We start from the raw sequence: 26,167 nt of genomic DNA on the forward strand, positions 1-26,167 counted from the left end.
CTTTTCGACCCGCCCCTTGATGTAATCGAAGACCACCGCGCGTGGCGGGTAGGAGGCGATCGGGTGGCCGAAGTGTTCCTCGAAGGAGTAGTCCGCGAATTCCAGACACTCCTTGGGGCCGTTGGACCAGAGATAGCGGTACATGCTGCCATGGACGGGTTCGCCGTTCTGATCAAGACCGGTACGCCAGCTGTAGTTCCAGAGGCCGTCCCAGTCGCTCTGCTTTTCAAAACAGACTTTCTCGGGAATGTCGATACCCTTGTCAGCGGCAGATTGAAAGGCGTGTAGCTGTACCAGGCCACTCGGCCCTGCGCCAATGATCGCAATGCGTTTTGTCATGGGTATTTCCTGTTGAGACTGTGATGAGGTGTCTTGTTCGGTGATTTCTGTGTTGCGTAATGTCATGTTTACGACATGCTTTGCCTTATGTATTAGATTGAATTTTTGCCCATTTTCTTGGGTTGAAGTGGAAGCTTCCTTTCTTCATTGATGGCAATGAAATCTGGTTCTCCAGAGCAGACAGACAGCATTTTGTGGCTTTTTATTGCCATACTCTGCTCGCGGAATGTGGGCTATCCTCGCAGAAATAAGGTTGTATCCCAAATCCCATGCACTGGCACGGTGCAAGCGAAGTATGTGCACATGAGGACTGGTATAGACTTTAGTATAATATTTTTTGCCTGCCTGATTCGCATCGAATAGTGGTGTTTAATGAACTGAAATTATCTCGATAAAGCGATGTATATTTTTTAAATAAGTTATTGTTTTAATTGGTTTTTTATATCATGTTTTTGCTGATATGTAGATGAGGTTTTTTGATTTTTTCTGTTGATATATCGCAAGATTGGAGATGGAAAGTCTGTGACAAGGCGACTGATCTTTCGTGAGAATTTCATGCATAGATGGTCTAGTGCTCCAGGCAGCGTGAGGCGAGAGTCTGACATGTCAGACGAGTTGTACCTTCTCCGGTAAATGAAGTGGTCAGGACCGGGCTGAGGGCTCTTATATTGTTGGCAAGCCGCGAGTCGACGAGACAGAGCAGCACGACGATGAGTGCAGGATTTCATCACTCTGCACATCGTGATGGCGTATACTGGATTTGGTCAGTAATAGCGAAAGGAGATTAACAGATGACCCACAAGCGCAAGGTTCAAGACAACGCCCTCAAGGCGGTACTGCGAACCCCGATGTTCAAGCAGCGGGTGGTAAAAGCGCGCAAGGGCAAAGGTAGCTATCAGCGCAACGGCAAGCAGCAAGGGAGCAAGGGGGGCAGTGAGGCTCCTTCAGTCAGGGTGTATCACGCTGCTTGAAGAAGCCTTGTTGCCCTGCCACCAGCATTGAGCTTGATCTGACAGATGGTTGGACATACGAGCGCCGCTGAGTCATCTCTGCGGCGCTCGTGTTTATCCTAAACAGTTCTCACTTTTTTATATTGCCAGCATGTTTTCGCAACGCTGAGTTGCAGATGAGTATTGATATCTTGATCCTCAATCAATATTCCGAAGTTCCTCGGGAGAGTGGCTACGACTAATCTATCTTGTCATATTGTTGACAATAAAGTCTGTAGCGTAAATATTGATTATCGTTGATATAGCAAGGAAGCTGTAAGTTTCATGAATAAGCCATATAAGGATAGATGGTATGCCGGTAACATTTCGCCAGCTCCGAGTATTCGTGACAGTCGCTAGAGAGAGAACACTGACGGCAGCGGCAAAACGACTTTTTCTGACGAAGCCGGCTGTCAGCATGGCGTTAGGAGAATTGGAACGACAATACGATCAAATATTGTTCGATCGTCATCGTAATCGACTTTATTTAAATGATTACGGCCGGCAACTTTTGCCTCTGGCGGATGAATTGCTGGCTCGTAGTCATGATATTGATCATCTGTTTGATGAAGCACAGATAAGTGGTGTATTACACATAGGTGCGAGTTATACGATCGGCCATCAGATATTACCCAAGTTGTTGAGTGAATTTCGGGCTATCTCTGGGCATGAACATCAGCAGGTCACGATTGCCAACAGTACAAGTATCTGTCGTTCGCTGGAAGCATTTGATCTTGATATTGGAATGATCGAAGGGCGTGTTGTAGATGAGCGTTTTTCTATCAAGCCCTGGTGTCATGATCGGATGTTGATTGCGGTCGCCGCTGACCATCCGTTGGCGCATAGAACCCATGTGGCAATAGAAGAGTTGACGAATTATCCCTGGTTACTGAGAGAGCAGGGCTCCGGAACTCGGGAGCAGTTCATAAGGTTTGTCGCACCTCACCTACCTCAATGGAAACTGGGTCTTGAGATAAATTCAGCAGAGGCAATCATCAATGCTGCTGCGGTCGGTCTTGGTATTACATGTGTCTCAGAGCTTGAAGCATACCGTGCGCTGCAGGATGGCCGATTGAAGGAAATTCCTACGGGAATTGAAATGTATCGTGGGTTCAGCTTGATATTGCATAAGGATAAATATTGTAGTCCGTTGATGAAATTGTTTCTTGATTATTGCTTGGGATTCGATAAAGAGGCATTGTGGAAGACAGGGTGACAAGTGCTGTTCATGACGATGGCTATTGTAGTATATCCATCTTTATCATGTCAATGACAGTAGAGTTGGAAAATATAGTATGATAACGCCTGTCAAGACACGACAGGCGTATTGGTATCAGCCGAACTTTTTCTTTAGCCAATAGTCACAACTGATATAACGTCCGCCACCATAGAAAAATAGTATCAACAACATAATGAAATAGGTTGTACTGAATTCAATCCCATTGTTCAATATCACTGGGTCACCCAATTCCGTAATATAATTATATCGGCCCGGGAAGTTGGTTGACAGCCAATGAATGAATGAGCTCATTCTTTGTGCTGATTCCATATTGTTGCTCGCAATGGCCAGCCAACCGTGTGACCAATGGACCATCATGCTGGCAACACTCATGACAACGATCATGGGAATTGCAATCAGGCGAGTAAACAAGCCGAGTGCAATCAGTATCAAACCAACAACTTCAGTCGATGTTGCCAGAAATGCAAGCAAGGTAGGAAAGGGCAGGTCCAGACCGCCCTGCGCATGAGATGCTGCAAACCAGGCCACAGTATTCGAGAAACCCAGTACTTTGGATTGTGCTCCTTCATAAAGCACAGGCAGAAGATAGAGCCGTATGGCGAGCAGGGCAATGAAATCAAATCTCATGCACTTTTCAATGATATCAAAATACCATCGTTGGGTTGTCGCGATCATACTACCTCCTGATGATTGTTCATGATGAACTGCATATTGTGAGTCTGGTATAGCCAGTTGATGAGCTCTGTTTCTGATACGTGCAGAGCATGTCGTAAATGAATTTCTTCCCAGTCCATGCCTTTTGATTGAGCAAGCAATGGCATGAGCTCTCGATCTATCTCATTCAGTTCCTTGTAGATAATGTCATGCTCATTGTTTCGGCATATCATGTAGTAATATCTTGGGAGGATTTCCGTGGTGTCAGAGTTAGCTTCAATGTCTCCCAGTGGCAAGGTAAAAGGTAACTGTATGCAATATAATGTTGGATTAGGTATGATCCGAAGATTATCCTGTATCTGTTTTTTACTGAGAGGTGTATTCTTGGCGATACATCCAGGATCGATCTCTATCATCAGTAGCAGCCATTCATACTCCATCACCTTCAATATCAGTGGCGGAAGCCACTGCTCATCGGTCACGTACATGAGAAGCTCTGTGGCAATGTGATGAAACTCTGGTGCCGCCGCTGAATGATTCTCCATGAAGTCATCAATCAGCCTCTTTACTTCCAAGTCAGAAAAGTAGTGACATGTAGAGGCATAGGTGGTACCCAAGACATCGAGAATATTCCCACGTATACATTGTCGATAGTGATGAATGCCGGGAGTGTCCGAGTCATTGGTCGCAGATCGTATTGCGACTGTCATCGCCATGACCTCAGACTGCAATACTATCGGCGGATTCATTTCTGACTCCTTGCAGGAATTCTTTCGACAGCAATTCAAGTTCGGCACATAATGTTGGAAGAGAAGGAATGTCATTATCTCTCTCAAGCAGAACAGGCTTTCTTCCATGGCTCGTAATGATGTCTTTCCCCAGTGTCATGACGTGCGGACAGACGGGGTGACCATGAGTATCAATAATCAACTCACTTCCCTGTGTCGCATGACCAGCGATATGGTAGTAATCGATTGCGTCTTTTGGGATGTCAGCCATGAACGCGATAGGATCATAATGATGGTTTTGGCTGTTGATGTATAAGTTATTGATGTCAAGCAATAGGTGACATCCCGAAGTTTCTATCAATGATGCAATGAATTCCTGTTCTGGCATCTCGTGCGGGTATTGATGATAATAGGTGATATTTTCCAGCACTAGTGGTCGCCCTAGAATATCCTGGACAGTCTTGATCCTGTCAGCCAAATACAGGATGTTTTCATTGCGTCGGGGTATGGGCAATAAATCATATATATAACCTTTGGCGTCATGCGAGAAACTGAGGTGCTCGCTATAGATATCGATATCATAGTGTTCAATAAATTCTTTTACATTCTTGATGTGCTTCATGTTGAGTGGGGTAGTATCCCCAATGGAAAGACTCAAACCATGGGCGATGAGTGGGTAAGTCCCGGCTAAACCATCAAGTTGTTCTCTTTTGGCACCCCCCATGTTCATCCAGTTTTCTGGCGCCAGTTCGAGGAAATCAATCTGGTCGACATGCCGGGGATGGTTGAGGTCAGTGAGGTGTTCTGCGCGGAGGCCTATCCCCAACGCTTCAGGTTTTATTGCCCGCATACGCCACCTACACATTTTGAGTCGTTTGTCGCTTTCGTTGTTTCATTGACACCTTTGCCATCAGTGCCGCATTTTCCATCGCGTGCTCTTACCAGTTTGCCCTGTGGGTCCTGGCTGACATTTGCCTTCCCATAGATCTTCTCGGTACCGCATTTTCCGCTCGCACACTTCCCACCGTGCGTCTTTTCTTTTTTTACTACCTTCTCTGGTGTCTGAGTGGTGGTATCGGTGGTGTTTGCTGAAACTGAGGCAGTGCTGACGGCAGAGACCAGCGCGATGGATAATAAGACGTTGGAATTCATGTCATTTTCCTTCTTTTTCAGTGATGGGGAAGCATGAGAGATCTCGGCTCGCATAAACGGTGCCTGAGTAGTATTTCTTGAAGTCCTTGATCACTTGGTCTTGTTCGAGCAGGCTTTTACCCATGAAGTGATTCAATATCACGACGTTGGGCTTGATAGCCGCAGCCAGCTTGCCCATCGCAGAGGGGGAGCCGTGCATGAATCTGGAATGCTCACCGGCATCTTCTGTCAGTGCCACTGGAAGGACTAACGTATCTGCTCCCTTGGCAAAGTCGATGAAATGCTTGTTGCTGCCATTCTGATCGGCAGAGATGACGAGTGTTCCTTCAGGAGTATCGATGCGATAGGCAAGAGTCGGGACATCACCATGAGGGATTCCCAATGCTGAAATTTTCAAACCATCCTTGTTGTAGACTATTATCGGTTGAGTACTTTTGTAGTCGACATTTTCTGGATTTATTTTCAGCTTGATATCTTCGTTACCCGTAAAGATTCCTGAAAGATAAGCGTAAGCTCCTTTTTCCGAGCTGAACATTCGTTGCATGAACTGTGTCAAACTGGGGAAGTACTGGCTTGCCAGCGGGCCGCTGATAGTAATTTCCTTGTTATCTGTAAAGAAGACACTGTTCTTGAGGATGGCAGCTAGATCAGAGGTGTGATCTGTGTGCAGGTGAGTGATGCCGATAAAATCAACATCTTCCAAGTGTGCCCCTGACTGACCAAATCTCAGAAAGACACCCCCTCCGGCATCAATCAAGATTTTTGGCTTTCCTTTCCACCAGACAAGTTCTCCAGAGGAAGCTCTCATATCATCTGAAATCGGTCCGCCACTTCCCAGGATCTGTAGTGTGAATTCCTTGTCATCACACTGTGTGGCTGCAGCCCATACAGGAGAACTTATCCCGATAACGCACGAGACAGCCATTGCCAAGGAAATTTTCTGAATTGCTTTATTCATGAGCTTCCTGTCCTGATTCAATAAATGCCTTCGCTTATTCATGCTGATTCTGTAAGCCCAATATGGACATCAGGAACGATAAATAAAATGTAGAATTATTGAACCGAGGGTTAATGAAAGCTTTACGTTTCAAGCGGATGGGGGCAGGGTGCTGGTTGATAGAGCAGGCATGAGGTGGATAAGCGGGCAAAATGACGCTTACCATCGCGCGAATATAGACGAAAGATAGTGTCGACGTGACGGGGGAGAAGCAGCTAATCGCTCTACTCCAGATGCGCCTCACCACTTGTGACGCATCTGGAGACTTGTTCGTGTGGATAGGATCCGGATGGTGAGTTCTGTGCGCTACGTTGATATGTCTGTCTATATAGCATCCGGGGAGTCGGCACCGTCGAATCTGCCGATTCAAGATGTCATGGATCAGTCAGCGAAGTGTGCATTCCAGATGTCAGCGCGTGCGGCGTCACGTGCCTCATACTTGGCCAGGATGTCTTCCAGATCACTCAAGGACTCGTGGTCGCGGTCTTCGCCCAATTGCGTCAGTCGCATGGTGTACCAGGCCGTGACACCGCCCTCGGGGGGAGCAGAGAAGCGCGGGAATTCCGGTTCCGGGCATTCTCCTGCTTGCCACAAGTTGGACAGTCCCGGATTGAGTGCCAGCGGGCGTGCCAGACCGACGAAGTCGACAGCGCCTTCACTCACTGCAGCTTCGGCCTGGGCAAACGTCTTGAAGCCACCGGTCGCCATCAGAGGCAGGGTGGTCACGGCGCGTGCGCGCTTGGCAAACTCGACGAAGTAAGGGCCATTGGCGCTGGCGTCGGAGGCCGAGCTGGCGCCGGGGAAGTAAGTACCGCCACTGATATCGATCAGATCGATGGGTAGCTCATCGAGTGCCTCTATTACCTGCAGCGCTTCGGCTTCCTCGAAACCGCCTTGCAGTTGGTCGCTGGAGTTGAGTTTCACCATGACCGGGTAGTCGTGGCCTACGGCCTCACGCACGGCAATGATCACCTCACGCATCAGCCGCATGCGGTTGTCGAGGCCGCCGCCGTAGTCATCCGTGCGCTGGTTGAAGAGGGGAGACAGAAACTGGCTGAGCAGGAAGCCGTGCGCCGCATGTACCTGTACCCCGCCAAATCCGGCTTCACGCGCCAGGCGAGCCGTCGTTGCCATGGCAGCAGGCAGTGCCTTGATGGCCTCCAGGCTCATGGCCTCGCAACGTAGCCCGGGAATATCCAGGGCACTGGGGCCGTGCGCCGTGCTGGTCGGTGGGTAGGCCATCGCACCGGCGTGGCCGAGTTGCAGCCAGAGGTCTGCACCGTGCTGTTGACCGCGCTGGGCCAGTTGCGTGAAGGCCGCGAGATCCGACTGCGCGTTGAGCACCAGATTGCCCGGTTTCTCGGCATGGTGGTGGTCAGGCTGTACCTCACCGACCAGTGACGCCGCCACGCCACCCTCTGCCCAGCGCTCGTAAAGGCGCAGCTGTGCCTCACTGGGGTGCCCCGTGCCATCGCCGAGAGAATCCGACATCGCAGCCTTGACGATTCGGCTGGCGAGCACCCGGCCGCTTGGCAACGTGAAAGGGGTGAACAGGGCGGAGGCTGTCGGCTGGTCTGTCATGGTGGCGATGTCTCTCTTGGTGCGGGTTCAGTAAAAAATGTGGCACTGAATCTGTCATTTCAGGAACTGATGACAGGGTGACATGCCTTGCGGACGGTGATAATCCGTTGTGCGCGCACAGTATCCGTGAGCAAATGGAACATATGAAAACGCATACGGACCTCGACATCTTTCACGCCGTCGTCGACGCCGGCACCTTCACCGGGGCGGCGCGCCAGCTTGGCATTACCCACTCCGCGATCAGCAAGCGCATCGCGCAGCTGGAACAGCGCCTTGGTGCCCAGCTGTTGATTCGCTCCACTCGGCAGATGCGCTTGAGTGAAGCAGGACAGCTCTATGCCCTGGAGACTCGCGAGTTGCAGGAGCGCCTGCGCAATGTGGAGCAGGAGATTGCCGAAGGCAGCGGCGCGCTCAAGGGGCGAATTCGCCTCTCGTGTTCCAATGCCTTGGGCAAGCTGCAGGTGATGCCCCTGCTGTTGCGCTTCATGGAGCGCTATCCCGAGGTGATCGTGGACCTGACGCTGTCGGACGCGGTGCTCGACCTGGTCCATGAAGGGATGGATCTGGCGATACGCAGCACCGCACAGCCTGAGCTCGGCCTGATCGCCAGGCGGTTGGCCACCAACCATCGCGTCATCTGTGCATCACCGGACTATCTGGCAAGCCACGGCACGCCGCGCTCAGTGCCGGATCTGGCGGAGCATGTCAGCCTGATCCTGAATCTCCCAGGCGGCTTCAATGCCTGGGGGCTCAAGTCACTGCCCGACATGCGTTGCGGCTTTCTCTCCAATTCCCTGGAAACCCTGCACGCCGCCTGCCTGGGCAGCCGCGGCATTGCCTGTCTGCCGCACTACCTGATCGCCGATGACCTGGCTTCTGGACGCTTGATCCCGCTGCTGGAAGACATACGTGGGGACGGCGCAGATACCAGCATCTACATCGTCCGGCCGGAGACGCAGATTCTTCCTCGGCGAGTGAGGGTGCTGATGGATGCCTTGATAGAGGGATTTGAAACCGGCTAGGAGGCGTTTGCCAAGGGTATGACTTATCTGGTGATCATCAGGGTCATTACATGACATATTATCCCAAGGAGAGATAATAGGATTTCAGTGGCGTACATCATGGAGCGATACATGTCACAGATTGGGCGCAATAGATTGGCGGTACTTATTGATGCTGACAATGCGCAGGCTGCTATCTGCGAAGCGCTGCTGGCAGAGATTTCAAAACTGGGGGTCAGCACCATCAAGCGGGCTTACGGAGACTGGACGACGCCGAATCTTGCGCCATGGAAAGAGCATCTTCTGCGTCATGCCATTCATCCGGTTCAGCAGTTCAGCTATACCCAGGGCAAGAATGCAACTGACTCTGCGTTGATCATCGATGCCATGGACTTGCTGTACTCGGGGAACGTGGAGGGGTTCTGCCTCATCTCCTCGGACAGCGACTTTACACGGCTGGCGGCTCGTTTGAGAGAGAGCGGCATGCTGGTGTATGGCTTCGGTGAAGACAAGACACCTCAGCCATTCATGTCTGCCTGCGACAAGTTCATCTACAGCGAAGGACTGCGCAAGGTGGCTGAGAAGCCTGTCCCGGCCATGCCAGTCAGCAAGCCGGCTGCTGAGCCGGTAACCCTCGTCAAGCCGACCAAGGCGCAGAGGCAGTTGAGGTCGCATATCTTGAATGCGGTGAATGAACTGCAACAAGTTGATGGTTGGGCTCCTTTGTCAGCAGTTGGTGGATATCTAAAGAAGAAGATGCCCGACTTGAAACCGTCTGATCATGGTGCCAGCAAGCTTGGAGCGATGATTCAGAAACTGGATTATCTGGATGTATGCCGTAGGCCTGTTAAAGGGGGAAGTATGCATTTCTATATCCGAAAAAAGAGTAGCCAGCCTGCAAAGGTCAGCTGATCAGGCAATCTAATGATAGAGGTAGTCAGTCACACAAGCCGATGGATAATAATCGGCCGCTATTTCCAGATAATGCGCAGTCGTCGCTTTACTCAGCCGCCATCATTCGCTCGTACAGACCATCCTTGAGCAGGCTGCGCTGGTGCTTGAGCTGGTGCATGGAGTCATCGCCGATCGGCGATTCATCGACTTCCAGGGCGTGAATCTCGATATCGATACGGGTATAGGCTTCCGCGATGCGGGCAAACTCTTCATTGCCATTGATCAGGCGCAGAATGAGTTCACGTTGCTGAGGGAAGTCGTTGCACAGGGAGTGGTCATCGATATGCATGGTGTGGCTCCGAAATAGGGTGGGAGAATCCAAAAAGAGGGAGTGTCGCCACTCCCTTAAAGGGCATCCTTGCTTACGTTGCAGGACGTATTCTCAAACGATGGACTGGACGTCGATCACGATCTGGTCCCAGTTGCGCTGGGCGGTCATGTCGTTTTCGACATCGCTGTCATAGGCATTCTGGAAGCGCTTGATGGCGGCGGTCTGGCTGGTGGCCTGATAGAGCCAATAGGCCTCTTCCTTCAAGGCGTCTTCGATGGGCTTGTCGATGGAGGCGTAGACGGCCTGTTTGCAGGCATTGATGGCGGCTGATGGCCACAAGGAGATTCGCTCGGCCAGCGAGTCGACGAAGGGGCCGATCTCCTGCGGGTCCAGCGCACGATTGATGGTGCCGTATTTGGCGGCCTGATCGGCATCGAAGTCCTTGGCGCTGAGGATGATCTCCAGCGCTCGGCCGAGGCCTGCCTGACGTGCCATGCGTGAGGCACCACCCCCGCAGGGCAGAATGCCCATCGCGACTTCCATCTGCATGAAACGGGCCTTGCCACGTGCGGCGAATCGCATGTCACAGGCCAGGGCAAATTCGTGACCACCGCCGCGGGCAAAACCTTCAATCTTGGCGATGGTCGCCTGGGGCAGGCGGCTTACGCGCTCGAGGACCACCTGCAGGTCCAGCAGCTTGACCTCACCCTGGTGGACCGCATGAGTCGACATGTCCTTGAGGAAGTCCACGTCGGCATGCGCGACAAAGATCTCGGGATGGGCTGACTGGAAGACCACCACCTTGGTGTCGCTGTCACGCTCGAGCTTCTGCGACAGCATGGTCAGGTCGGCCAGCATGGGAATGTCCTGAATATTGACCGGCGGATAATCGAAGGTCACATACAGAATGGCGCCTTTCTGTTCAGAGCGGAACGTCGTAAATTTCTTGTATATCATTATGTTATCTCGGTTCGTTCGCTGCCCGTCGTGTGTGATTAACGTTAGCACCGAGTCCGGGGATTGATTACCGAGAGATTGGAAGAAAGAAATTATTCGATTGATTGAGAGTAGGGGGTCGCAAGAGGAATCAACGGATTATCAGGCGGTATCAACAGTCGCCAATAAAAAAAGTCCCGCGATAGTCGTATCTGGCAACGACTTTCACGGGACTTTTGCCTGCGAGCGGGTCACAAGCGTGGAGGGACGAGCCTAGCCCTTGCTGTCATCGGCGCTCTTGGCAGGCCCTTTGGCAGAGTTATTGGCAGAGCCCGCATCTTGCTCGGTTTGCTCGTAGACGGGTAAAGCACCTTCACCAGAGCCAGCTTCATCGCCCGGGACAGCACCTTCCCCAGCAGCCGCTGCAGCGGAAGGCTGGGTGCTTGAGGTGTTGGCACCGATACGCTTGGTCCAGCGCTGGCGGGCAAAGCGGCGCAGATTGGCCACGTTGTCCGTCTCGTCGATGATGTCCTCGCCCAGAATCGTCTCCATCACGTCTTCCAGCGTGATGACACCCAGCCAGTTGCCGAGGTTGTCGTAGACCACGCACAGATGCTGTCGTTCGCGCTGCATGAGCCCAAAGGCATGTTCGACGTTGTCTTCGGCGTGCAGCTCGCTGATCGGGCGCATCAGGTCCTTGAGCGGCGTGGTGGGCTCTGCCTGATGGGCATCGGCCCGATGGATCATGCCCAGCGTTCGCTCATCGTCGGTCATCACCGGGTAGCGACTGAAGGGCCAGACCGTCAGCTGGTCATTGAATTCGGCGACGCTCATCTCGGGACTGACCGTCTGGCAGACAGGGCGCGGCGTCAGAACGTCACGCACCTTCATCTCATGCAGATTGAGGATGTTGGTGATGACGCGCTGTTCATCATTTTCCAGGGCTTTCTTGTCGAGCCCCATCTGGGCCAGTGCCTTGATCTCGCCACGCACATCGATGTCATGGGCATCCTTGCCGATGCGCGAGGTGATCAACTCCGACAGCCAGATCAGTGGCTTGAGCGCGATGACCATGGCATTGAGCACGCCGGGCAGCATCGGCGACAGCTGACGCCAGTAGGTGGCACCGATGGTCTTGGGGATGATTTCCGAGGCCACTAGGATCAGCAGCGTCATCACCGCCGAGGCCACGCCGACCCAGGCTTCCCCGAAGACGACCGATACCTGCGCGCCCACCCCCGTGGCACCGACGGTATGCGCGATGGTATTGAGCGTCAGGATGGCGGCCAGCGGCTTGTCGATATTGTCCTTGAGCTTGGCCAGTGCGGCGTGGCGCTTGGGGTGCTGGTCTCTCAGGCTTGCCACATAGCTGGGAGAGAGCGACAGCAGCGCCGCCTCGAGCACGGAGCAGATGAATGAGATGCCAATCGCGATGGCAGCGAACAGGATCAACAGAAACATGAGGCGTGCTCCTTGGGGGAAAGGCATCCATTAGTGACATAAGGCGCAGCACTGTCAAACCCGTGAATTCTCGCAGAGTTTTCAGCCTGCTGGCCAAGCTTGCCAGCCTGTGCCGCAAAGTGCCGTTGACTCGAGGGATGCAAGAGGGCTGCAAGAGGGCTGCAAGAGGGTTGGAAGAGGGCTGGAAGAGGGCCGCAAAAGAGAACAGGGCTTTACATGAGACAAGATGCAATACTTATATGATAATGAGATTGTTTTGCTTTCGGTAATCATTGTATTTTGTGGGCGCCAGCCGTATTCGCAAGCCACGGCCTGGCATGGCCGCTGAGTGGCACTGTGCGTCCCTTCAGCCGTCAGTGCGACCCGCAGCAGGCGGTAGGCCTTTACCAGGATTCACATTGCAGGGATTTGCAGCGACATGTCACAGCCGCTTGGAGACATAGCCGACAGTCGGATTACACGCCGCGTCATGGCCCCACCTCAACAGCGCCCTTCATCGCTCAGCGAGCGGCGAGGCTGGCGAGCAGAGAAATATCCGCATTGCGAGGGGCAGGTGCATGACCTGCATCCCTGGCGGGACGCGCATCTGACGCTGTGTGATCTAGAGGTGTCACGCGCCTATCACGGCCAGCATCAGTTTCATGAGGGCCTCTATCTCTGCCTGGTGCTGGAAGGGCGACTGACGCTATCAGGCCTGGACGGCGCGGGGATCGACTTGTCCGCGGGGCAAGGGGGGATCTTTCGCCCGGCGAGAACGCAGTCTGCGCCGCCGACGCTGAAGAGCTATCACCCTCAAGGCCGCCTGCGCTGTATCAGCTTGCATCTGGAGGGCGAGTCCAGCCAGAGCCTGCAGGTACGGCGGGGTCTGGCGAACTGGGATGCATTGCCGTGCGCGCGTCATTCCCAGCCGCTGGGCTGGACGCCGGGGCGCTGGCTTCATCAGCAACTAAATGAGCGTGTCAGAGCCCCTGATGGTGAGGGCCCACAACGAGAGTGCGAGACGCCAGCGACCCCCGCCTGCGAGGGAGAGATGCTGGAGTGGCAGGGGATCGCGCTGCAGTTGTTGGGGGCGGCACTCAAGCGCCGCGCTGGTGAGGCGCAGGAAGTGCCGGCGTTCTCCGCAGCCGCCGCACCCCCTGCATCGCCATTAGCGTCCCCATCGCGCCCCCACAGCGCCTGTCGACATCTGGAGGCGGTGCGCCAGCGTCTTGCCGCCGTGCCGCATGGCGCACACTCGCTGGAGGAGCTGGCGCGGCTGGCCTGCATGAGCCCCTCCGGCTTGCGCCACAAGTTTCGCCAGGCCTTCGGGCAGTCGCTGGGTAGTTATCAGCGCGAATGTCGCATGCGGTGTGCCGAGCAGGCTCTGCGGCGCGGGGTGAGCATTCAGCAGGTGGCGCATCAGGTGGGGTATGCCCATGCCTGCAACTTCGCCACGGCCTACCGGCGTCATTTCGGAGTGTCGCCACAGGTGGCACGAGCCAGGTTTCATCGCGTCGATTGAGTCGTGTTGGCGGCGAGTACCTGACAATGGGCTTGGGGTTGTCACAATACGCAAGCGGGCACCCAATGGGTGCCCGCTTGCGTATATCGTACTCGAGAGTCGAGTGCTGGTGATGCCCGCTGGCCTTACAGGAAGGGAATCATCGGCAGCACCACGTCATCCAGCAGACCCGTCGGGTAGTGCAGGTTCATCGCCGCCTGCATGCCGAGCAGGAAGACTGCCACGCCCAGCGCGAAGAGCCCTGCGAACAGCGGCGACTTGCGCGCGATGGTGAGCTGGAAGCCCAGGCAGAACAGCACGGCGGTGGAGACGAAGCCCAGCAGCGCACTGACGCCGATCAGCACGAAGAAGCCAAGTACCACACCCACTGCCTTGAAGGCCGGTTGCTTGACACGAATCATGCCGCGACGCCAGCCGTTGAAGACCACGGCGATCACCGAGAGCAGCGTGATGAAGGCGGCCAGCGTCGGGAAGGCCTTGCCCAGCGGCATCAGGTCCTTGACGTCATAGAGCGCCCACAGGGCGGCTGCGCCCATCATCAACAGCAGCAGGAAGTCGACGCCACCGAAGCCACGCGATTCCAGCACATCCTCTTCCGGCGACGGCGCAGTCTCGACCACTTCATGGGTCTGGCGACGACGCATGATCGCCTTGCGGATCACCGGCAGGAAGAAGGCCAGCAGGATCAGGCCGAGGATGATCAGCACGCCCGGACGCAGGAAGGCTTCGGCGCCGTGGAACTGCATGCTCTGATAGAAGTAGTTCTCGGCACCCGGTGCCAGCACGAAGCCGATCAGGAAGGCCGGACGCGACCAGCCAGCACTCTTGAACAGCACACCGATCATGCCGATCATGCCCAGCGCGGCCCAGTCACCCAGCGAGCGGCTGGCCTGGTAGGCAGCGAACAGGATCAGCACGGTGATGGCAGGGGCCAGAATGGCGAAGGGTACACGCGTCAGCTGCGCGACCGGACGCGCCAGCCCCAGACACAGGCCCGCGCCCAGGATATTGGCCAGCGCCAGTGACCAGATGATGGTGTAGGTCATGTCCAGATTGGTAGTGATCATCGACACGCCGGGTTCCAGACCCAGCAGCAACAGCCCGCCTAGGAAGACCGCCGCCGTGCCGGAGCCTGGCACCCCGAACAGCAGTGTCGGCACCATGGCACCGCAGGCGCAGGCATTGTTGGCGGATTCCGGCGCGATGACGCCGCGGATGTCGCCCTTGCCGAACTGGCTCGGGTCCTTGGCGGTCTTGACCGCGAAGCCGTAGGTGATCCAGTCGACCACGGAACCCGCCAGACCCGGAATGGTCCCGATCAGGCTGCCGATACCGGCACAGCGCGCGACCAGCCACTTGTTCTTGACCACATCCTTGATGCCGGCAGACCAGCCCTTGCCCAGGTCGGTGTTGCCGTTCTTGGCGATACTGCCACGTCCCAGCAGCAGCTCGACGATTTCCGGCAGGGCGAAGATGCCCAGGCCCAGCACTATCAGCGGTACGCCGTCGTACAGGTAGTCGATGTCCAGGTTCATGCGGTACTCGCCGGTCGCCGGTGCGGCGCCGATGGCACCGACCAGCAGGCCGAGGCCGCAGGCAGCGGTGCCCTTGAACAGGTTCTTGCCGGACAACACCGCCACCATCGTCAGGCCCAGCAAGGTCAACACGAACAATTCGGCTGACGAGAAGGCCAGTACGAGGGGACGTGCGACGAGGATGAAGCCGGTCAGGATGATGGCACCGATCACGCCACCACACAGGGAAGACAGGAAGGCACTGGTCAGCGCGCGGGCTGCCTGGCCCTTCTTGGCCAGCGGGAAGCCATCCAGCACCGTGGCTTGCGACGCGCTGGAACCGGGAATGCCCATCAGGACAGAGGCGAAGGTATCGCCAGTAGGAATGACCGCGACCATGCCCATCAGCATGCCCAGGGCGTAGCCCGGGTCCAGTCCATAGAGGAAGGGCAGCAGCAGGGCCATGCCGGCGATGCCGCCCAGGCCGGGAATGATACCGACCAGCAGGCCGACGAAGATGCCGATCATCATGAACAGCAGATGCGTCAGCGTGAAGACGTGTCCAATGCTGGACAGGAGAGTGTCGATCATGGCGTTACTCAACCTCTTGTTCTTCTCTAGATGCTTCTCTAACACTCAGAGGCGGTGCCGGGGAGAGCATGGTGAGGCAGGGAGTGAAAGGCTCACGGGGCTGCTGGTCGGCAGCCCCGTGAGTGGGTCCCCATCACACCCGGGGGTTCAGACCGTTACGGGTGTGATTGCGCGCCTCAACGAGATTGCAGGCGGATATTGTGGCGTTCCATCAGCCAGTTCTTGACCCATTCGTGCTCGGCTTCGCTCAGCTGCATGGCTTCCTGAAGCTGGGTCGCGGCGGCCTTGCCGACCATCAGGCCATAGGGCCCGACCTTCTCGGCGGCATCCTTGAGGAACTCGGGGTCCTTGGCCAGATCACGCGCGGCCTGGCGGTAAAGCTCCAGCAGTTCCGGGTCCACGTCCTTCGGCACCAGCAGCATCTTCTGCATGGCGTAACCGGAGGCGAAGAACTTGTGGAAGATCTGGTAGGCCTCGTCGTCACGTGAATGGCCTTCCTGGGCCAGATACAGCTCGGAGAAGGTCGGCAGGTCCGGGAAGGACGGATCGCGCTCGATATGGCCTTCGTCATCCATCACGCCAAGGCTGAACAGCGGTACGGCCTGGCCGGCGTCGACCAGCGGCGTGACGTTGCTCTTGTAGGCGGAGGTGGTCTGGAAATCGAGGGCGACTTCGCCACGTTCGAAGGCCAGGCGGCCTTCACCACGGCTCTTCATGCCGAAGACCGGGTCGACCTGGAAATCGAGCAGATCGAAGGCCATCAGCACCGGCATCTCGAGCCCGGTCGGGTTCTGACCGGCGAACTTCACTTCCTGGGAGGCGAGGGCCTCGAGCGCACTGGCGCTGTCCTTGCCCAGCGAGCTTGAGGCGTAGACGACACCCCCTGTCGGTGCGGCGAAGATCGGCTCCCAGTCGGCATAGTCATAGCGCACGCGACGGTCGCGCAGCATGGCCGGATACTGGGTAGAGGCCGAGGTGACGACCATCTCGTCGCCGTCATCGCCGGCACGCTTGCTGAACAGGTTGACGCCGGTGATGGAACCACCGCCCGGGACGTTGTCGATGACGACAGCCGGGTTGCCCGGCAGGTCCTTGGTCACCCAGTTGGACATGAAGCGTGCCCAGACGTCCGTGCCGCCCCCGACACCGAACGGGACGGTCCAGGTCAGGGTGTCAGGGACTTCCGCCGCGGCGTGAACGGCTGAGGACAGTGGCATCAGGCCCATGACGGGCAGCATGAAGGCCAATGCGGTGGTGCGGGCATGACGCTTGAGGGTCTGGCGCTTGGGGGTAGACACGATGATGGACATGGTCTGACTCCTGATTATTGTTGGAATGCTTTGTCGATCAGTGATGCGCTATCTGCATGGCGGCGCAGTCAGGCTATTTCGTTTAGCGAAAATTCATTGTAAATCAATATACTGCAGTACCTGCTCGTTGCCTGTCGACGAACTCTTCGCCTCTGGCGCTTGCCAGTGCGGTCGTCTGGCGTGTCATGCACGCCCAGGCATTTTCACCGAGTCGGGGAGGTTCAAGAACACCTCGCCACTCATGATCTTGCGTGCCGTGCGCAGCAGAGACACGCGGCTGGGGGTCATCGGGTCGGCATTGGCATGCTCGACCTCGACATCCAGAAATCCGGCGGGATGTTCCAGATGAACGTTTGCCGCCAGGCTATCCGGTGCCAGAGTGCCGGCCGCGAGTGCCACACGATTGGCCAGGGTGCCCGGGATGCTGGTCGCAACGGCCAGCGTGATGGCACCCGTGACGGCCAGGGCGCCATGGCAGCGATGCGGTACGAAGTAACGGGCGCATAGAGTGCCGTCCTGGGTGCGCGGGGCGGAGAGTATCACCGGCTTGGGCAGCACCGAGCCGCTGACGTCGCCCATGCCCATCAATTCTCCCGCCTTGAGGCGAATCTGCTCGAGACGTGCCATCGCCTCGCGGTTGGCATCCATCTCGGCCGGCGCTTCGTTGCCTGCCCAGCCCAGACTTGCCGCTTCGATCAGCACCACCGGCGTAGCGGAGTCGAGGCAGGTCACCTCGACGCCATCAATCACGTCGATGACCTGGCCGCTGGGCAGCATCTTGCCGGTCTTGGCGCCCACCGCGCCGAGGAAGCCCAGCTTGATGGCGCTGCCGGCGCCGGGCACGCCACTGATGCGCGTGTCACCCTGATAGGCCACCGCGCCGCCGGGCGTCGGCACCTGGCTGTCGATCAGCGTGCGGGTGTTGAGGTTGTGAATCCGCAGACGCGTCAGGTCGCCCTGCGGCGCAATCATGCCGGTCTCGATGGCGTAGGGGCCGACGGCGGCCAGCATGTTGCCGCAGTTGGGCGAGAAGTCGACCTTGTCGCCTTCTACGTCGACCTGAGCGAACAGGTAATCGACATCAGCTTCAGGATGACTGGGCGGCCCGACGAGGGCGACCTTGCTGGTCAACGAATTGCCGCCGCCCAGGCCATCGATCTGCAGTACGTGGCCGGAGCCCATGACCTGACGCAGAACCTCGCGACGGCCTTCGTCATCGGCGGGGAGGTGATCCAGACGCAGGAAGGGACCCCGAGAGGTACCGCCACGTAGGATCATGCAAGGAAGTGAATGCATCATGTTGGAACGCGCTCCTGTCTGTTTGCGCCTTCGTGAAGCATCACAGCCGATGATCTATGCATCAAATGCAAATAAAACCTATACTGTAATCATTGTGCGCATTAATCCGAAAACTGAAACAATAAGGTAGTTGCATGCATAGATTGGAGTTTCTGGATCTGTCGGCGTTCGTAGAGGTCGCCGAGAATCATTCCTTCAACGAGGCGGCAGAACGGCTGCATATTTCGCAGCCGGCGTTGTCGCGCCGCATCCAGAAACTGGAGGAGATTCTGGGCGCCAAGGTGCTCGAGCGCACCACGCGAAGAAGTCGTTTGACGCCCGTTGGGCGTGATTTCCTGCCCAAAGCCCGCAAGTTGCTCGAAGATTATGAGTCGTCTCTGGTCGGCGTCCGCGAGCTTGCCACCCACCGCAAGGGGGTGCTGACCATCGCCTGCCTACCCACGGCAGCCTTCTACTTCCTGCCCAGCGTGGTGCGCGAATTCAATACCGCCTATCCCGGTATCCGGATTCGCATCCTGGATGTCAGTGCCAATGAAGGGGTCGAAAGGGTGGTTTCGGGGGAGGCAGACTTTGGTATCAACATGGTCAGTGCCCACCATCCGGCGGTGGATTTCACCTCCATCTATCGTGATCCCTTTGTGCTGGCCCTGCGTCGTGACCATCCTCTTGCACAGAAACAGCGCGTGGAATGGAGCGACCTGGATGATGTGCGCCTGATCACGGTCTCGCGTGACAGCGGCAACCGCATTCTGCTCGACAACACCCTGCTGTCCGCCGGCCTGCATCTGGATGGCTTTTACGAGGTACAGCATCTCTCGACGTCACTGGGTCTGGTCGAGAGCGGGCTGGGCGTCGCCATCCTGCCGTCGATGGCCATGCCGGGGCCGGAACACGAGGTGCTGTGTCAGCGTGAACTGCCCGAACCGCGCATTGATCGGACCATTGGCCTGCTGCGGCGGCGCGGTGAGTCCCTGTCGCCGATCGCGGAACTGTTCATCGAGATTCTGCTCAAGCGCTGGAACTGAGTCGCTCGTCTGGGACGAAGAGGGACAAGGCCACAATGGAGTGCAGAGTGGCAGGCACCTCTCGCCAGGGTTGGCGTGGCGTGGCCTAGTACATAAGATGGTTGTGTATAAGACATTCATGTTTCACGGCAAGGCCGATGAAACCGTCTTGATGTCGCGTGGTCAGCTGCCGCCGGGCGTCGGTGAGGGTCTTCTCCTCATCCATTGTCTCTGCGGCCATTGACGATGTGGCGTCTTGCCTAACACAAGGATGTACATGCCCATGAGTACCCGCACAGCCACTCACGCCACCTCTCGTCAGACGGCCCTCGCGCTGGGTCTGGCACTCGGGCTCGGCAGCGCGCTGCCTGTCAGCGCAGACGAGCCGATGGCAGCCGATGATACGGGCAAGCGCGCACCGCAGGGCGAACATACGCTCAAGCGTGCCCAGCTGGTCAGCTTGATCGAACAGGGCCGGCAGGAGCTGGCGCCGGACTTCAATGGCTTTCTGACCCAGGTAGCCGAACGCAATTCACAGGACACGGCCGTCAGGGCTGCCATCGAGCAGTATCAGGCCGGTGAGACGCTGGAGGGCGATGCCTTCGTCAACATCTATCGTCTGCTGGGGGTCTTCAACCGTCTGCAGTACGGCGATAACGTCCAGGCGCTGCTCAAGGAAATGGTCGCGATCCCGACCGCCAAGGTGGGGGAGAAGCCGCAATTCGAGAACCCGGAAATCGCGCGCTTCGGTGAGTTGATCAAGGCGCGCGCCGAGGCGTTCGGCCTGACGTTCCGTAACGTCGACAATCGCGTCTTCGAGGTTGAGCTCGAGGGAACTGGCGATGACGTGTTCGGCATTCTGGCCCACGGCGATGTGGTGCCGGCAGGCGAGGAGGGCTGGACACTCGACGACGGTACCCATCTTGACCCGTTCGCGATGACCGAGATCGACGGCAAGCTCTACGGGCGCGGTACCGAAGATGACAAGGCCTCTATCGCTGCGGCGCTGTATGCCATGAAGTCGCTCAAGGAGAATGAGGTGCCGCTCAAGCGCACCATTCGCCTGATGATCGAGACCACGGAAGAGACCGGCGGTGATGGCTTCGAGTACTACAAGGCCAGAAATGACCTACCGGAATACAACATCGTGCTCGATAGCGGTTATCCGGCGATCACGGCCGAGAATGGTTTCGGCACCATCGATGCGCGCTTCCCCTTGACGCCCAAGGCGGGCGAGGCGTCATCTGATCAGGCAGTCGACGCTCTGCCGACGATCACCGACTTCAAGGGCGGCCTGGCGACCAACCAGATTCCGGAGCGCTCCACCGCCACGCTGCACGCGGCTGACGCAGCGGGCGCCAAGGCGCTCAGCCACAAGCTTGAAACGCTCGGCAGCCGCTACGTCAAGGAGCATGGCCAGGACTTCAGCGTCGCCAGTGAGGTGGAAGGCGAAGAGGTCAGCGTGACGGTGACCGGCAAGTCGGCCCACTCCTCGGCGCCGGCCAACGGCGTCAATCCTGTCACACGGCTGGCGGGCCTGCTCGCCACCTCCGGCATCGATTTCCATGACAATGCCTATGAAGATGCCATCCATTACCTGAACGACAACTACGGGCTGGACTATCACGGCAAGCAGCTGGGCATCGCGTATTCCCATGATTTCATGGGGCCGCTCAAGGTGACGCCGACCTTCTTCGCCAAGGAGGACGATGCGCTGCGGGTCGCGGTCAATGTGCGTGCGCCTGCCGGCGAGAAATCACCTGAGGAATTGAGCCAGACGATTCAGGACAAGCTGAGCGCCTATGCCAGCGAGCAGGGCATGGACATGACGCTGAATGTCGAGATTCGCGACTGGATGCTGCGTGATCCCAGCGGTGCCTGGCTGCAGACGCTGCTCAATATCTTCGGGGATACCACCGGCATGGAGGCCGAGCCGCGCTCCTCCGCGGGCAGCACGACCGCCAAGTTGTTGCCCAATGCGATCAACTTCGGCCCGTCCATGCCGGGTGAGACCTATACCGGGCATACCTCCGAGGAGTTCAAGCGGGTCGATAACCTGCTGCTCGACATCCAGATGTTCACCGAGATGATGGCGCGCATCGGCAATCAGGATTCGCTCAAGTAACCGGGGTGGTTCACGGGGCTGGGTTCATGTGAATCGTCTTTTGCAGGGCGTATTGAAATAGCCCTGTGAAATAGCCTTTTGAGACAGCCCTTGAAATAGCCTCTTGCCTGGACGACAGGCATCACGGCCAACGCCCGCCACCGCCCTGATGAAGGGGCAGTGGCGGGCGTTGTCGTATGTGCAGGCCGCCGGTCAGACAGTGCGACCGCGATCTCACCTCGGGCGGTAGGGCTCGGCGGGATGCGCGGTAGGGTAGGCATCCATATAGGCAGCGGCTGCCCGCAGCAGTCGCACGTCATCGTGCTTGCCGCCTGCCAGCTGAAAGCCGACGGGCAGCCCCTGAGACGTGAAGCCACAGGGCACTGACGCCGCAGGTTGGCCGCTCAGATTGAAGGGGTACGAGAACGGTGCCCATTCCTCCCAGTCATGCATCTGGCTATCCGGGGGTACCTGATGATTCAGGGCGAAGGGGGTGACGGCGACGCTGGGTGTCAGCAACAGGTGGTAATCCTGATTGAATTGCTCCAGCGCCTGGGTGATCCGGTAGCGCTCCTCAAGCGCCTTGAAGAGATCCAGCGACGACCATTCGCGTGCACACATGGCATTTTCGACCAGCCCGGGGTCGAGCTGTTCGCGCTGCTGGGCATCGCAGTCATCCCAGACCCCCAGCGAGGCGGTGAACCAGATCTTGCGAAACGTCTCGAGGCTTGTCTCGACCGGGGGATCGACTGTCACGATGTCCGCGCCAAGGTTCGACAGACGCTGTGCGGCGCGCTCCACCAGGCTTGCGATCTCGGGGTCGACCTCGACAGACCCGAAACATGGCGAGTAGGCGATGCGCAGTCCTGCCAGCGACTTGCCGATATCCGCGCCCCAATCCTCGGGTTGGCCGTGGTTGGCGTATGGGTCCTGGGCATCGTGACGGCCGATGACATTGAGCATGGCGGCGGCGTCACGGGGACTGCGGGTCATGGGCCCGATGCTGGACAGAAAGGCAGCCTTGGAGGGTGGCCACTGCGGTGTCCAGCCGAAGGTGGGCTTGAAGCCGAAGATGCCACTGAAGGCGGCAGGGATACGGATCGACCCACCGGAGTCTCCGCCCTGATGCAGCACGCCAAGATTGAGGGCGGCGGCGGTAGCCGCGCCACCGGAAGAGCCACCGGGAGTCAGTTCGGTATTCCAGGCATTGCTGGGGGCGCCATGCACGAGGTTGTCGGTGACGGCCTTCCAGCCGAACTCGGGGGTGTTGGTCTTGCCCAATAGAATCGCGCCTGCCTCACGCAAGCGCCTGACCGGCGGCGCATCCTGCTGGCATGGCGCGGCCGTCGTGATCAGAGAGCCAGCTCTCGCTGGCATGCCGGCAACATCGGTCAGGCCTTTCAGTGAGGTAGGAATGCCATCGAGCGGACTCAATGGCTTGCCGGTCTGCCAGCGCTGCGTGGATTCACGCGCCTCCTCCAGCGCCGTGTCATGCGCGACATGCACATAGGCATTGACGAGCGGGTTGAGCCGCTCGATACGATCGAGCACCGCTCGGGTCACCTGTAGCGGGTCGAACTCACCGCGTTGATACCCGCGTGCCAGCTGCTCGGCGTCCAGCGCCGTCAGGTCATCCTTGGCAGTATGGGGCGAAAGATGTTGAGGAAATTCGACGTCACGCATGGCGGCTCTCCTGCTGCTGGATGGCGATATTATTGTTGAGGACAGTCATCTGTCTCTCCTGCATGGCCTTGGGTCAGAGAGGGGAAACTCAAGGCATCGCGAGGCTTGAAAAGGGCGAAGGAGGGCCGCATGGCCTATGGAGAGTGACAGCAAGCGGCATGGTCGAGCTCATGGCAGCCGACCATGGTTCACGATATTCGCCCAGAGGGAGGACAATCATGCCAGCCAAGTCCAAGGCACAGCAGATGGCAGCCGGGGCAGCACTGTCAGCACGTCGTGGCGAGCAGAAGGTCAGCGAACTGGATGGGGCCGCCCGCTCGATGTATGACTCCATGAGTGAGGAGGAGCTCGAGAAGATGGCCTCGACATCACGTGAAGACAAGCCGCGACACGACAATCAGAGCTGAGCCCTGCGGGATGCCCATTGTGGCTTCCTGACGCGATAGCTGAAACGACAAGGCGCCTGGCAATTGATTGCCAGGCGCCTTGTCGTAGATGCATGCCGTAGATGCATGTCGTAGCTGCATGTCGTTGGTGCGTGTCGTGGCTTGTGTCGCTGATGCGCCGCTGGCCTCAGCGGCTGTCGTTCAGGCTCTCATGCGGCGGCTGGTGGGACTCGCTGTCGGGCGGGGTCGGGCCACCGTTGGCCTTGGGGCTGACATCGGGCAGCGGAATCTCGGCGCGCTTCCGGCGGCGCTCCTCGGTACTGATGCCCAGGCGCTCATCACGGCGCTTCATCAGCTCCTCATCGATCTGACCGTCACGGGTGAAGGCCATCATCAGCTGCGGGATACCGTAGGGGAAGTCGTCCCGGTCGATCTGCCAGGTGTGGAAGGTCTTGCCGTAGGTGGTGACGAGGTCCTCGAAGTAGCTGCGCTCCGCCAGTTCCGGAATTCCCGGGGCCACCAGGATGCCGGACTTCACTTCATAGTGATGGCTGTGCCAGAGCGGCTTCTCTTCCTCGGGCAGCTGCTCGTAGCGCTCGGCGCTGATGATGTATTCGATCCCGATCAAGCGGGCATCACTGCGATTGGAATCGAAGATCACGCATTGGTGCAGATCATGTTCCAGGTGGATGCAGAAGTGGCTGGCCTCCACCTGACGCCCCATGTCATCGGCGTAATGGTGGAAGCCGTTGAGGTAGGTACTCATCGCTTCCATCGGATACTTGCGCTGCATGACCTGCGAGGCCGCATCGAGCACCTGATGCTTCAGCGGATGGCCGCTACTGACCTTGCGAGCACTGTTGAGGCGTCGGCCCAGAAAGAAGGCGGTCGCCGCGGCGGCGCCGGCCAGAAGGCCTGTGCCGAAGCCGGACGAGTGTGAGGGATGTGAGCATGTGCGGGAATGGCGATGACGCATACTTCCTCCTGCATGGGTGTCTTGATAAGGCAAGAATTCCTGTCATGACGTTGCCATTGCAGTGCATTACCCTTGAGCGCGTCAAGTCACCTACCGACAGCCTTGCCTAGAAAAATCCTCGCCCAGGTCTGCTGCAGAGTGTCGGGATTGCTTTTCAGGTTTCTGCCCTCATCAATGAGGGATATCACTTCTTGTGGCCGCTCAATGCCTTGCGCGACAAGGTGTCTTGTTCATCACGTGTTTCGGCCATCTTTTCTCGAATTGGAGCTCGCATGAAGCAACTTATCTTTGATTGTGACGGTGTATTGGTGGATAGCGAGATCATCGCTGATGGCGTGCTCAAGGAAAAACTTCCCGTCTGGCTGCCAGACTTGGGGAGTGCAGAGCAGATCGAGCATGAGCTGGACCGCTGTCTGGGCATGATGACGCGCGATATCCTGCTGGACCTGGAAGCCCGCAGCCAGCACACGCTGCCCGTGGATGCGCTCGACCAGGTACGTCATCTCGTCGATGCCCGCCTGGCCGACTCACTTAAGGCCATGCCCGGGGTGCGCGAAACGCTGGAGTGGATTCGCGATCAGCGTCTGCCGTTGGCGATCGTGTCCAACAGCTCTGAGCAGCGCATGAAGATCAATCTCGAGAGCTCGGGGCTGCGTGGCATTCTCGATGAGATTGCCGCGGCCAATGGTGATGAGCAGCTGCCGATCTTCACCTCCGATGAGGTCATGAATCCCAAGCCGGCGCCAGACCTCTATCTGCTCGCCCTCAAGACGCTGGGACGCTCCGCCGAGGAATGTCTGGTGGTGGAAGACAGCCGCACGGGAATGCAGGCAGCCGTGGCCGCAGGCCTCAAGGTCGTCGGCCATCTGGGCGCCAGCCACATCCCGCCGGGCCACGCCGAGGTGCTGCGGACCACAGGCGCCTGGCAGGTCATGAAGCACTGGGATGAATTCAGCCGCCTGTGCGCTGATGCCGGTTTCGTGGCCAATGAAGAAGCCGTCAGTCACTGAGGTGCCTCCAACCCCTTCGCATTCTCGACAGAGCTTGAGCCAGGCACATTCTGCTGAGAGCTGGTCGGATGGATGACCTTGGATATGGCACAGCAACACATAAAAGCCGCCCTCGGCAGGGGCGGCTTTTATGTGTCTGGGCTGACATCCCCGGGGGGACATCTCTCGGGTATCACTTGAAACAGATACGCGTGCCCCAGGCGAGCAGTTCTTCCTGATTGAGGCTGCGCGATTCGACCCCGATCATTTCATCTCCCCATTGGTCCGCCCAGGTCAGCACGCCGTGGCTGATGCCGCGTGCGCCCATCAAGTCGCGTATCTCACCGGTACCCTTGAACCAGAGTGCGCTGTGATCATTGCGCGTCAGGTCCGAGATGCCGTGGCAATGATGGATTCTCACCTTGTAGATGCCATCCAGTGACATGACCTCGACCACCGGCACCATGCCGTGCTGCAGTGCGCGTGCCAGCGACTCGAGTGTCATGC

Annotated in this window: 24 protein-coding genes and 1 pseudogene; 9 read left to right on the forward strand and 16 right to left on the reverse strand. The window is 57.5% G+C overall.

Annotated features, from left to right (window positions below; all coding sequences use genetic code 11):
• Positions 1-75 precede the first annotated feature (75 nt).
• A pseudogene (locus AOG28_RS18425) lies at positions 76-405 on the reverse strand (hypothetical protein); the annotation flags it as partial.
• A 725-nt stretch (positions 406-1,130) separates the two neighbouring features.
• Between AOG28_RS18425 and arfA the strand changes: the two are divergent.
• Positions 1,131-1,310 carry an alternative ribosome rescue factor ArfA gene (gene arfA / locus AOG28_RS07580; protein ID WP_054555924.1) on the forward strand — a complete coding sequence of 60 codons (180 nt, stop codon included), beginning with the start codon at positions 1,131-1,133 and terminating at the stop codon, positions 1,308-1,310.
• Positions 1,311-1,641: 331 nt separating this feature from the next.
• Complete coding sequence (locus AOG28_RS07585) at positions 1,642-2,544, forward strand: LysR family transcriptional regulator (protein WP_054555925.1); 903 nt, start codon at positions 1,642-1,644, stop codon at positions 2,542-2,544.
• Between the two features lie 117 nt (positions 2,545-2,661).
• Here AOG28_RS07585 and AOG28_RS07590 read toward each other — a convergent pair whose 3' ends face one another.
• The 6 genes from AOG28_RS07590 to AOG28_RS07610 form a co-directional block, all read right to left on the reverse strand.
• Complete coding sequence (locus tag AOG28_RS07590) at positions 2,662-3,243, reverse strand: HvfX family Cu-binding RiPP maturation protein (protein ID WP_054555926.1); 582 nt, start codon at positions 3,241-3,243, stop codon at positions 2,662-2,664.
• The gene (locus tag AOG28_RS07595; RefSeq protein ID WP_054555927.1) at positions 3,240-3,971 is read right to left on the reverse strand and encodes a DUF2063 domain-containing protein; all 732 of its coding nucleotides are present in this window, start codon (positions 3,969-3,971) and stop codon (positions 3,240-3,242) included. Before AOG28_RS07595 ends, AOG28_RS07590 begins: the two co-directional genes overlap by 4 nt.
• Positions 3,943-4,800, reverse strand: a complete 858-nt coding sequence (locus AOG28_RS07600; protein WP_054555928.1) for a DUF692 domain-containing protein — start codon at positions 4,798-4,800, stop codon at positions 3,943-3,945. The genes AOG28_RS07595 and AOG28_RS07600 overlap by 29 nt, the downstream gene beginning before the upstream one ends.
• Complete coding sequence (locus AOG28_RS17715; protein WP_082388484.1) at positions 4,788-5,102, reverse strand: hypothetical protein; 315 nt, start codon at positions 5,100-5,102, stop codon at positions 4,788-4,790. The genes AOG28_RS07600 and AOG28_RS17715 overlap by 13 nt, the downstream gene beginning before the upstream one ends.
• Position 5,103: 1 nt before the next feature.
• Positions 5,104-6,060: an MBL fold metallo-hydrolase gene (locus tag AOG28_RS07605; RefSeq protein WP_054555929.1), complete on the reverse strand. Its 957-nt coding sequence runs from the start codon at positions 6,058-6,060 to the stop codon at positions 5,104-5,106.
• A gap of 420 nt (positions 6,061-6,480) precedes the next feature.
• Positions 6,481-7,680 carry an oxidoreductase gene (locus tag AOG28_RS07610; RefSeq protein ID WP_054555930.1) on the reverse strand — a complete coding sequence of 400 codons (1,200 nt, stop codon included), beginning with the start codon at positions 7,678-7,680 and terminating at the stop codon, positions 6,481-6,483.
• Positions 7,681-7,823: 143 nt separating this feature from the next.
• On the opposite strand from AOG28_RS07610, the gene AOG28_RS07615 reads away from it, so the two are divergent.
• Complete coding sequence (locus tag AOG28_RS07615) at positions 7,824-8,702, forward strand: LysR family transcriptional regulator (protein ID WP_054555931.1); 879 nt, start codon at positions 7,824-7,826, stop codon at positions 8,700-8,702.
• A gap of 111 nt (positions 8,703-8,813) precedes the next feature.
• Positions 8,814-9,593 (forward strand): NYN domain-containing protein, encoded by a 780-nt coding sequence (locus tag AOG28_RS07620; RefSeq protein WP_054556118.1) that lies wholly within the window; start codon positions 8,814-8,816, stop codon positions 9,591-9,593.
• Between the two features lie 88 nt (positions 9,594-9,681).
• Here AOG28_RS07620 and AOG28_RS07625 read toward each other — a convergent pair whose 3' ends face one another.
• From AOG28_RS07625 to AOG28_RS07635, 3 genes are all read right to left on the reverse strand, one after another.
• Complete coding sequence (locus AOG28_RS07625; protein ID WP_054555932.1) at positions 9,682-9,924, reverse strand: YdcH family protein; 243 nt, start codon at positions 9,922-9,924, stop codon at positions 9,682-9,684.
• Between the two features lie 93 nt (positions 9,925-10,017).
• A complete protein-coding gene (locus AOG28_RS07630; protein ID WP_054555933.1) occupies positions 10,018-10,863 on the reverse strand; it encodes an enoyl-CoA hydratase/isomerase family protein in 846 nt (281 codons plus the stop codon).
• A 252-nt stretch (positions 10,864-11,115) separates the two neighbouring features.
• A complete protein-coding gene (locus AOG28_RS07635) occupies positions 11,116-12,303 on the reverse strand; it encodes a CNNM domain-containing protein (protein ID WP_082388485.1) in 1,188 nt (395 codons plus the stop codon).
• Between the two features lie 469 nt (positions 12,304-12,772).
• Here AOG28_RS07635 and AOG28_RS07640 point away from each other — a divergent pair, with 469 nt between their 5' ends.
• Positions 12,773-13,804 (forward strand): helix-turn-helix transcriptional regulator, encoded by a 1,032-nt coding sequence (locus tag AOG28_RS07640; protein ID WP_160317859.1) that lies wholly within the window; start codon positions 12,773-12,775, stop codon positions 13,802-13,804.
• Between the two features lie 125 nt (positions 13,805-13,929).
• Here AOG28_RS07640 and AOG28_RS07645 read toward each other — a convergent pair whose 3' ends face one another.
• The 3 genes from AOG28_RS07645 to AOG28_RS07655 all read right to left on the reverse strand — a co-directional run bounded on the left by AOG28_RS07645 (position 13,930) and on the right by AOG28_RS07655 (position 18,518).
• Positions 13,930-15,909: a tripartite tricarboxylate transporter permease gene (locus tag AOG28_RS07645; protein ID WP_054555935.1), complete on the reverse strand. Its 1,980-nt coding sequence runs from the start codon at positions 15,907-15,909 to the stop codon at positions 13,930-13,932.
• Between the two features lie 176 nt (positions 15,910-16,085).
• Positions 16,086-17,219, reverse strand: coding sequence for a tricarboxylate transporter (locus tag AOG28_RS07650; RefSeq protein ID WP_235506983.1), 1,134 nt, complete (start codon positions 17,217-17,219; stop codon positions 16,086-16,088).
• Between the two features lie 183 nt (positions 17,220-17,402).
• A complete protein-coding gene (locus AOG28_RS07655) occupies positions 17,403-18,518 on the reverse strand; it encodes a 4-oxalomesaconate tautomerase (protein WP_054555936.1) in 1,116 nt (371 codons plus the stop codon).
• Between the two features lie 134 nt (positions 18,519-18,652).
• Here AOG28_RS07655 and AOG28_RS07660 point away from each other — a divergent pair, with 134 nt between their 5' ends.
• Together AOG28_RS07660 and AOG28_RS07665 are read left to right on the forward strand one after the other, a co-directional pair.
• A complete protein-coding gene (locus AOG28_RS07660; RefSeq protein ID WP_043332186.1) occupies positions 18,653-19,543 on the forward strand; it encodes a LysR family transcriptional regulator in 891 nt (296 codons plus the stop codon).
• Positions 19,544-19,805: 262 nt separating this feature from the next.
• A complete protein-coding gene (locus tag AOG28_RS07665; RefSeq protein WP_235506984.1) occupies positions 19,806-21,647 on the forward strand; it encodes a dipeptidase in 1,842 nt (613 codons plus the stop codon).
• Positions 21,648-21,860: 213 nt separating this feature from the next.
• On the opposite strand, the gene AOG28_RS07670 is transcribed toward AOG28_RS07665, so the two are convergent.
• Complete coding sequence (locus AOG28_RS07670; protein WP_054555937.1) at positions 21,861-23,309, reverse strand: amidase; 1,449 nt, start codon at positions 23,307-23,309, stop codon at positions 21,861-21,863.
• A gap of 218 nt (positions 23,310-23,527) precedes the next feature.
• Here AOG28_RS07670 and AOG28_RS07675 point away from each other — a divergent pair, with 218 nt between their 5' ends.
• A complete protein-coding gene (locus AOG28_RS07675; RefSeq protein ID WP_043332182.1) occupies positions 23,528-23,716 on the forward strand; it encodes a DUF3008 family protein in 189 nt (62 codons plus the stop codon).
• Between the two features lie 166 nt (positions 23,717-23,882).
• Here the strand turns inward: AOG28_RS07675 and AOG28_RS07680 are convergent, their stop codons facing one another.
• Positions 23,883-24,671 (reverse strand): OBAP family protein, encoded by a 789-nt coding sequence (locus AOG28_RS07680; RefSeq protein WP_054555938.1) that lies wholly within the window; start codon positions 24,669-24,671, stop codon positions 23,883-23,885.
• A 272-nt stretch (positions 24,672-24,943) separates the two neighbouring features.
• Here AOG28_RS07680 and AOG28_RS07685 point away from each other — a divergent pair, with 272 nt between their 5' ends.
• Entirely contained in the window at positions 24,944-25,681 is a 738-nt protein-coding gene (locus tag AOG28_RS07685) for an HAD family hydrolase (RefSeq protein WP_082388488.1), read from the forward strand.
• 172 nt (positions 25,682-25,853) lie between these two features.
• Here AOG28_RS07685 and AOG28_RS07690 read toward each other — a convergent pair whose 3' ends face one another.
• Entirely contained in the window at positions 25,854-26,165 is a 312-nt protein-coding gene (locus tag AOG28_RS07690) for a hypothetical protein (RefSeq protein ID WP_043332181.1), read from the reverse strand.
• Between the last annotated feature and the right edge of the window lie 2 nt (positions 26,166-26,167).

The organism is Cobetia sp. UCD-24C (assembly GCF_001306765.1).
Classification (GTDB): domain Bacteria; phylum Pseudomonadota; class Gammaproteobacteria; order Pseudomonadales; family Halomonadaceae; genus Cobetia; species Cobetia amphilecti.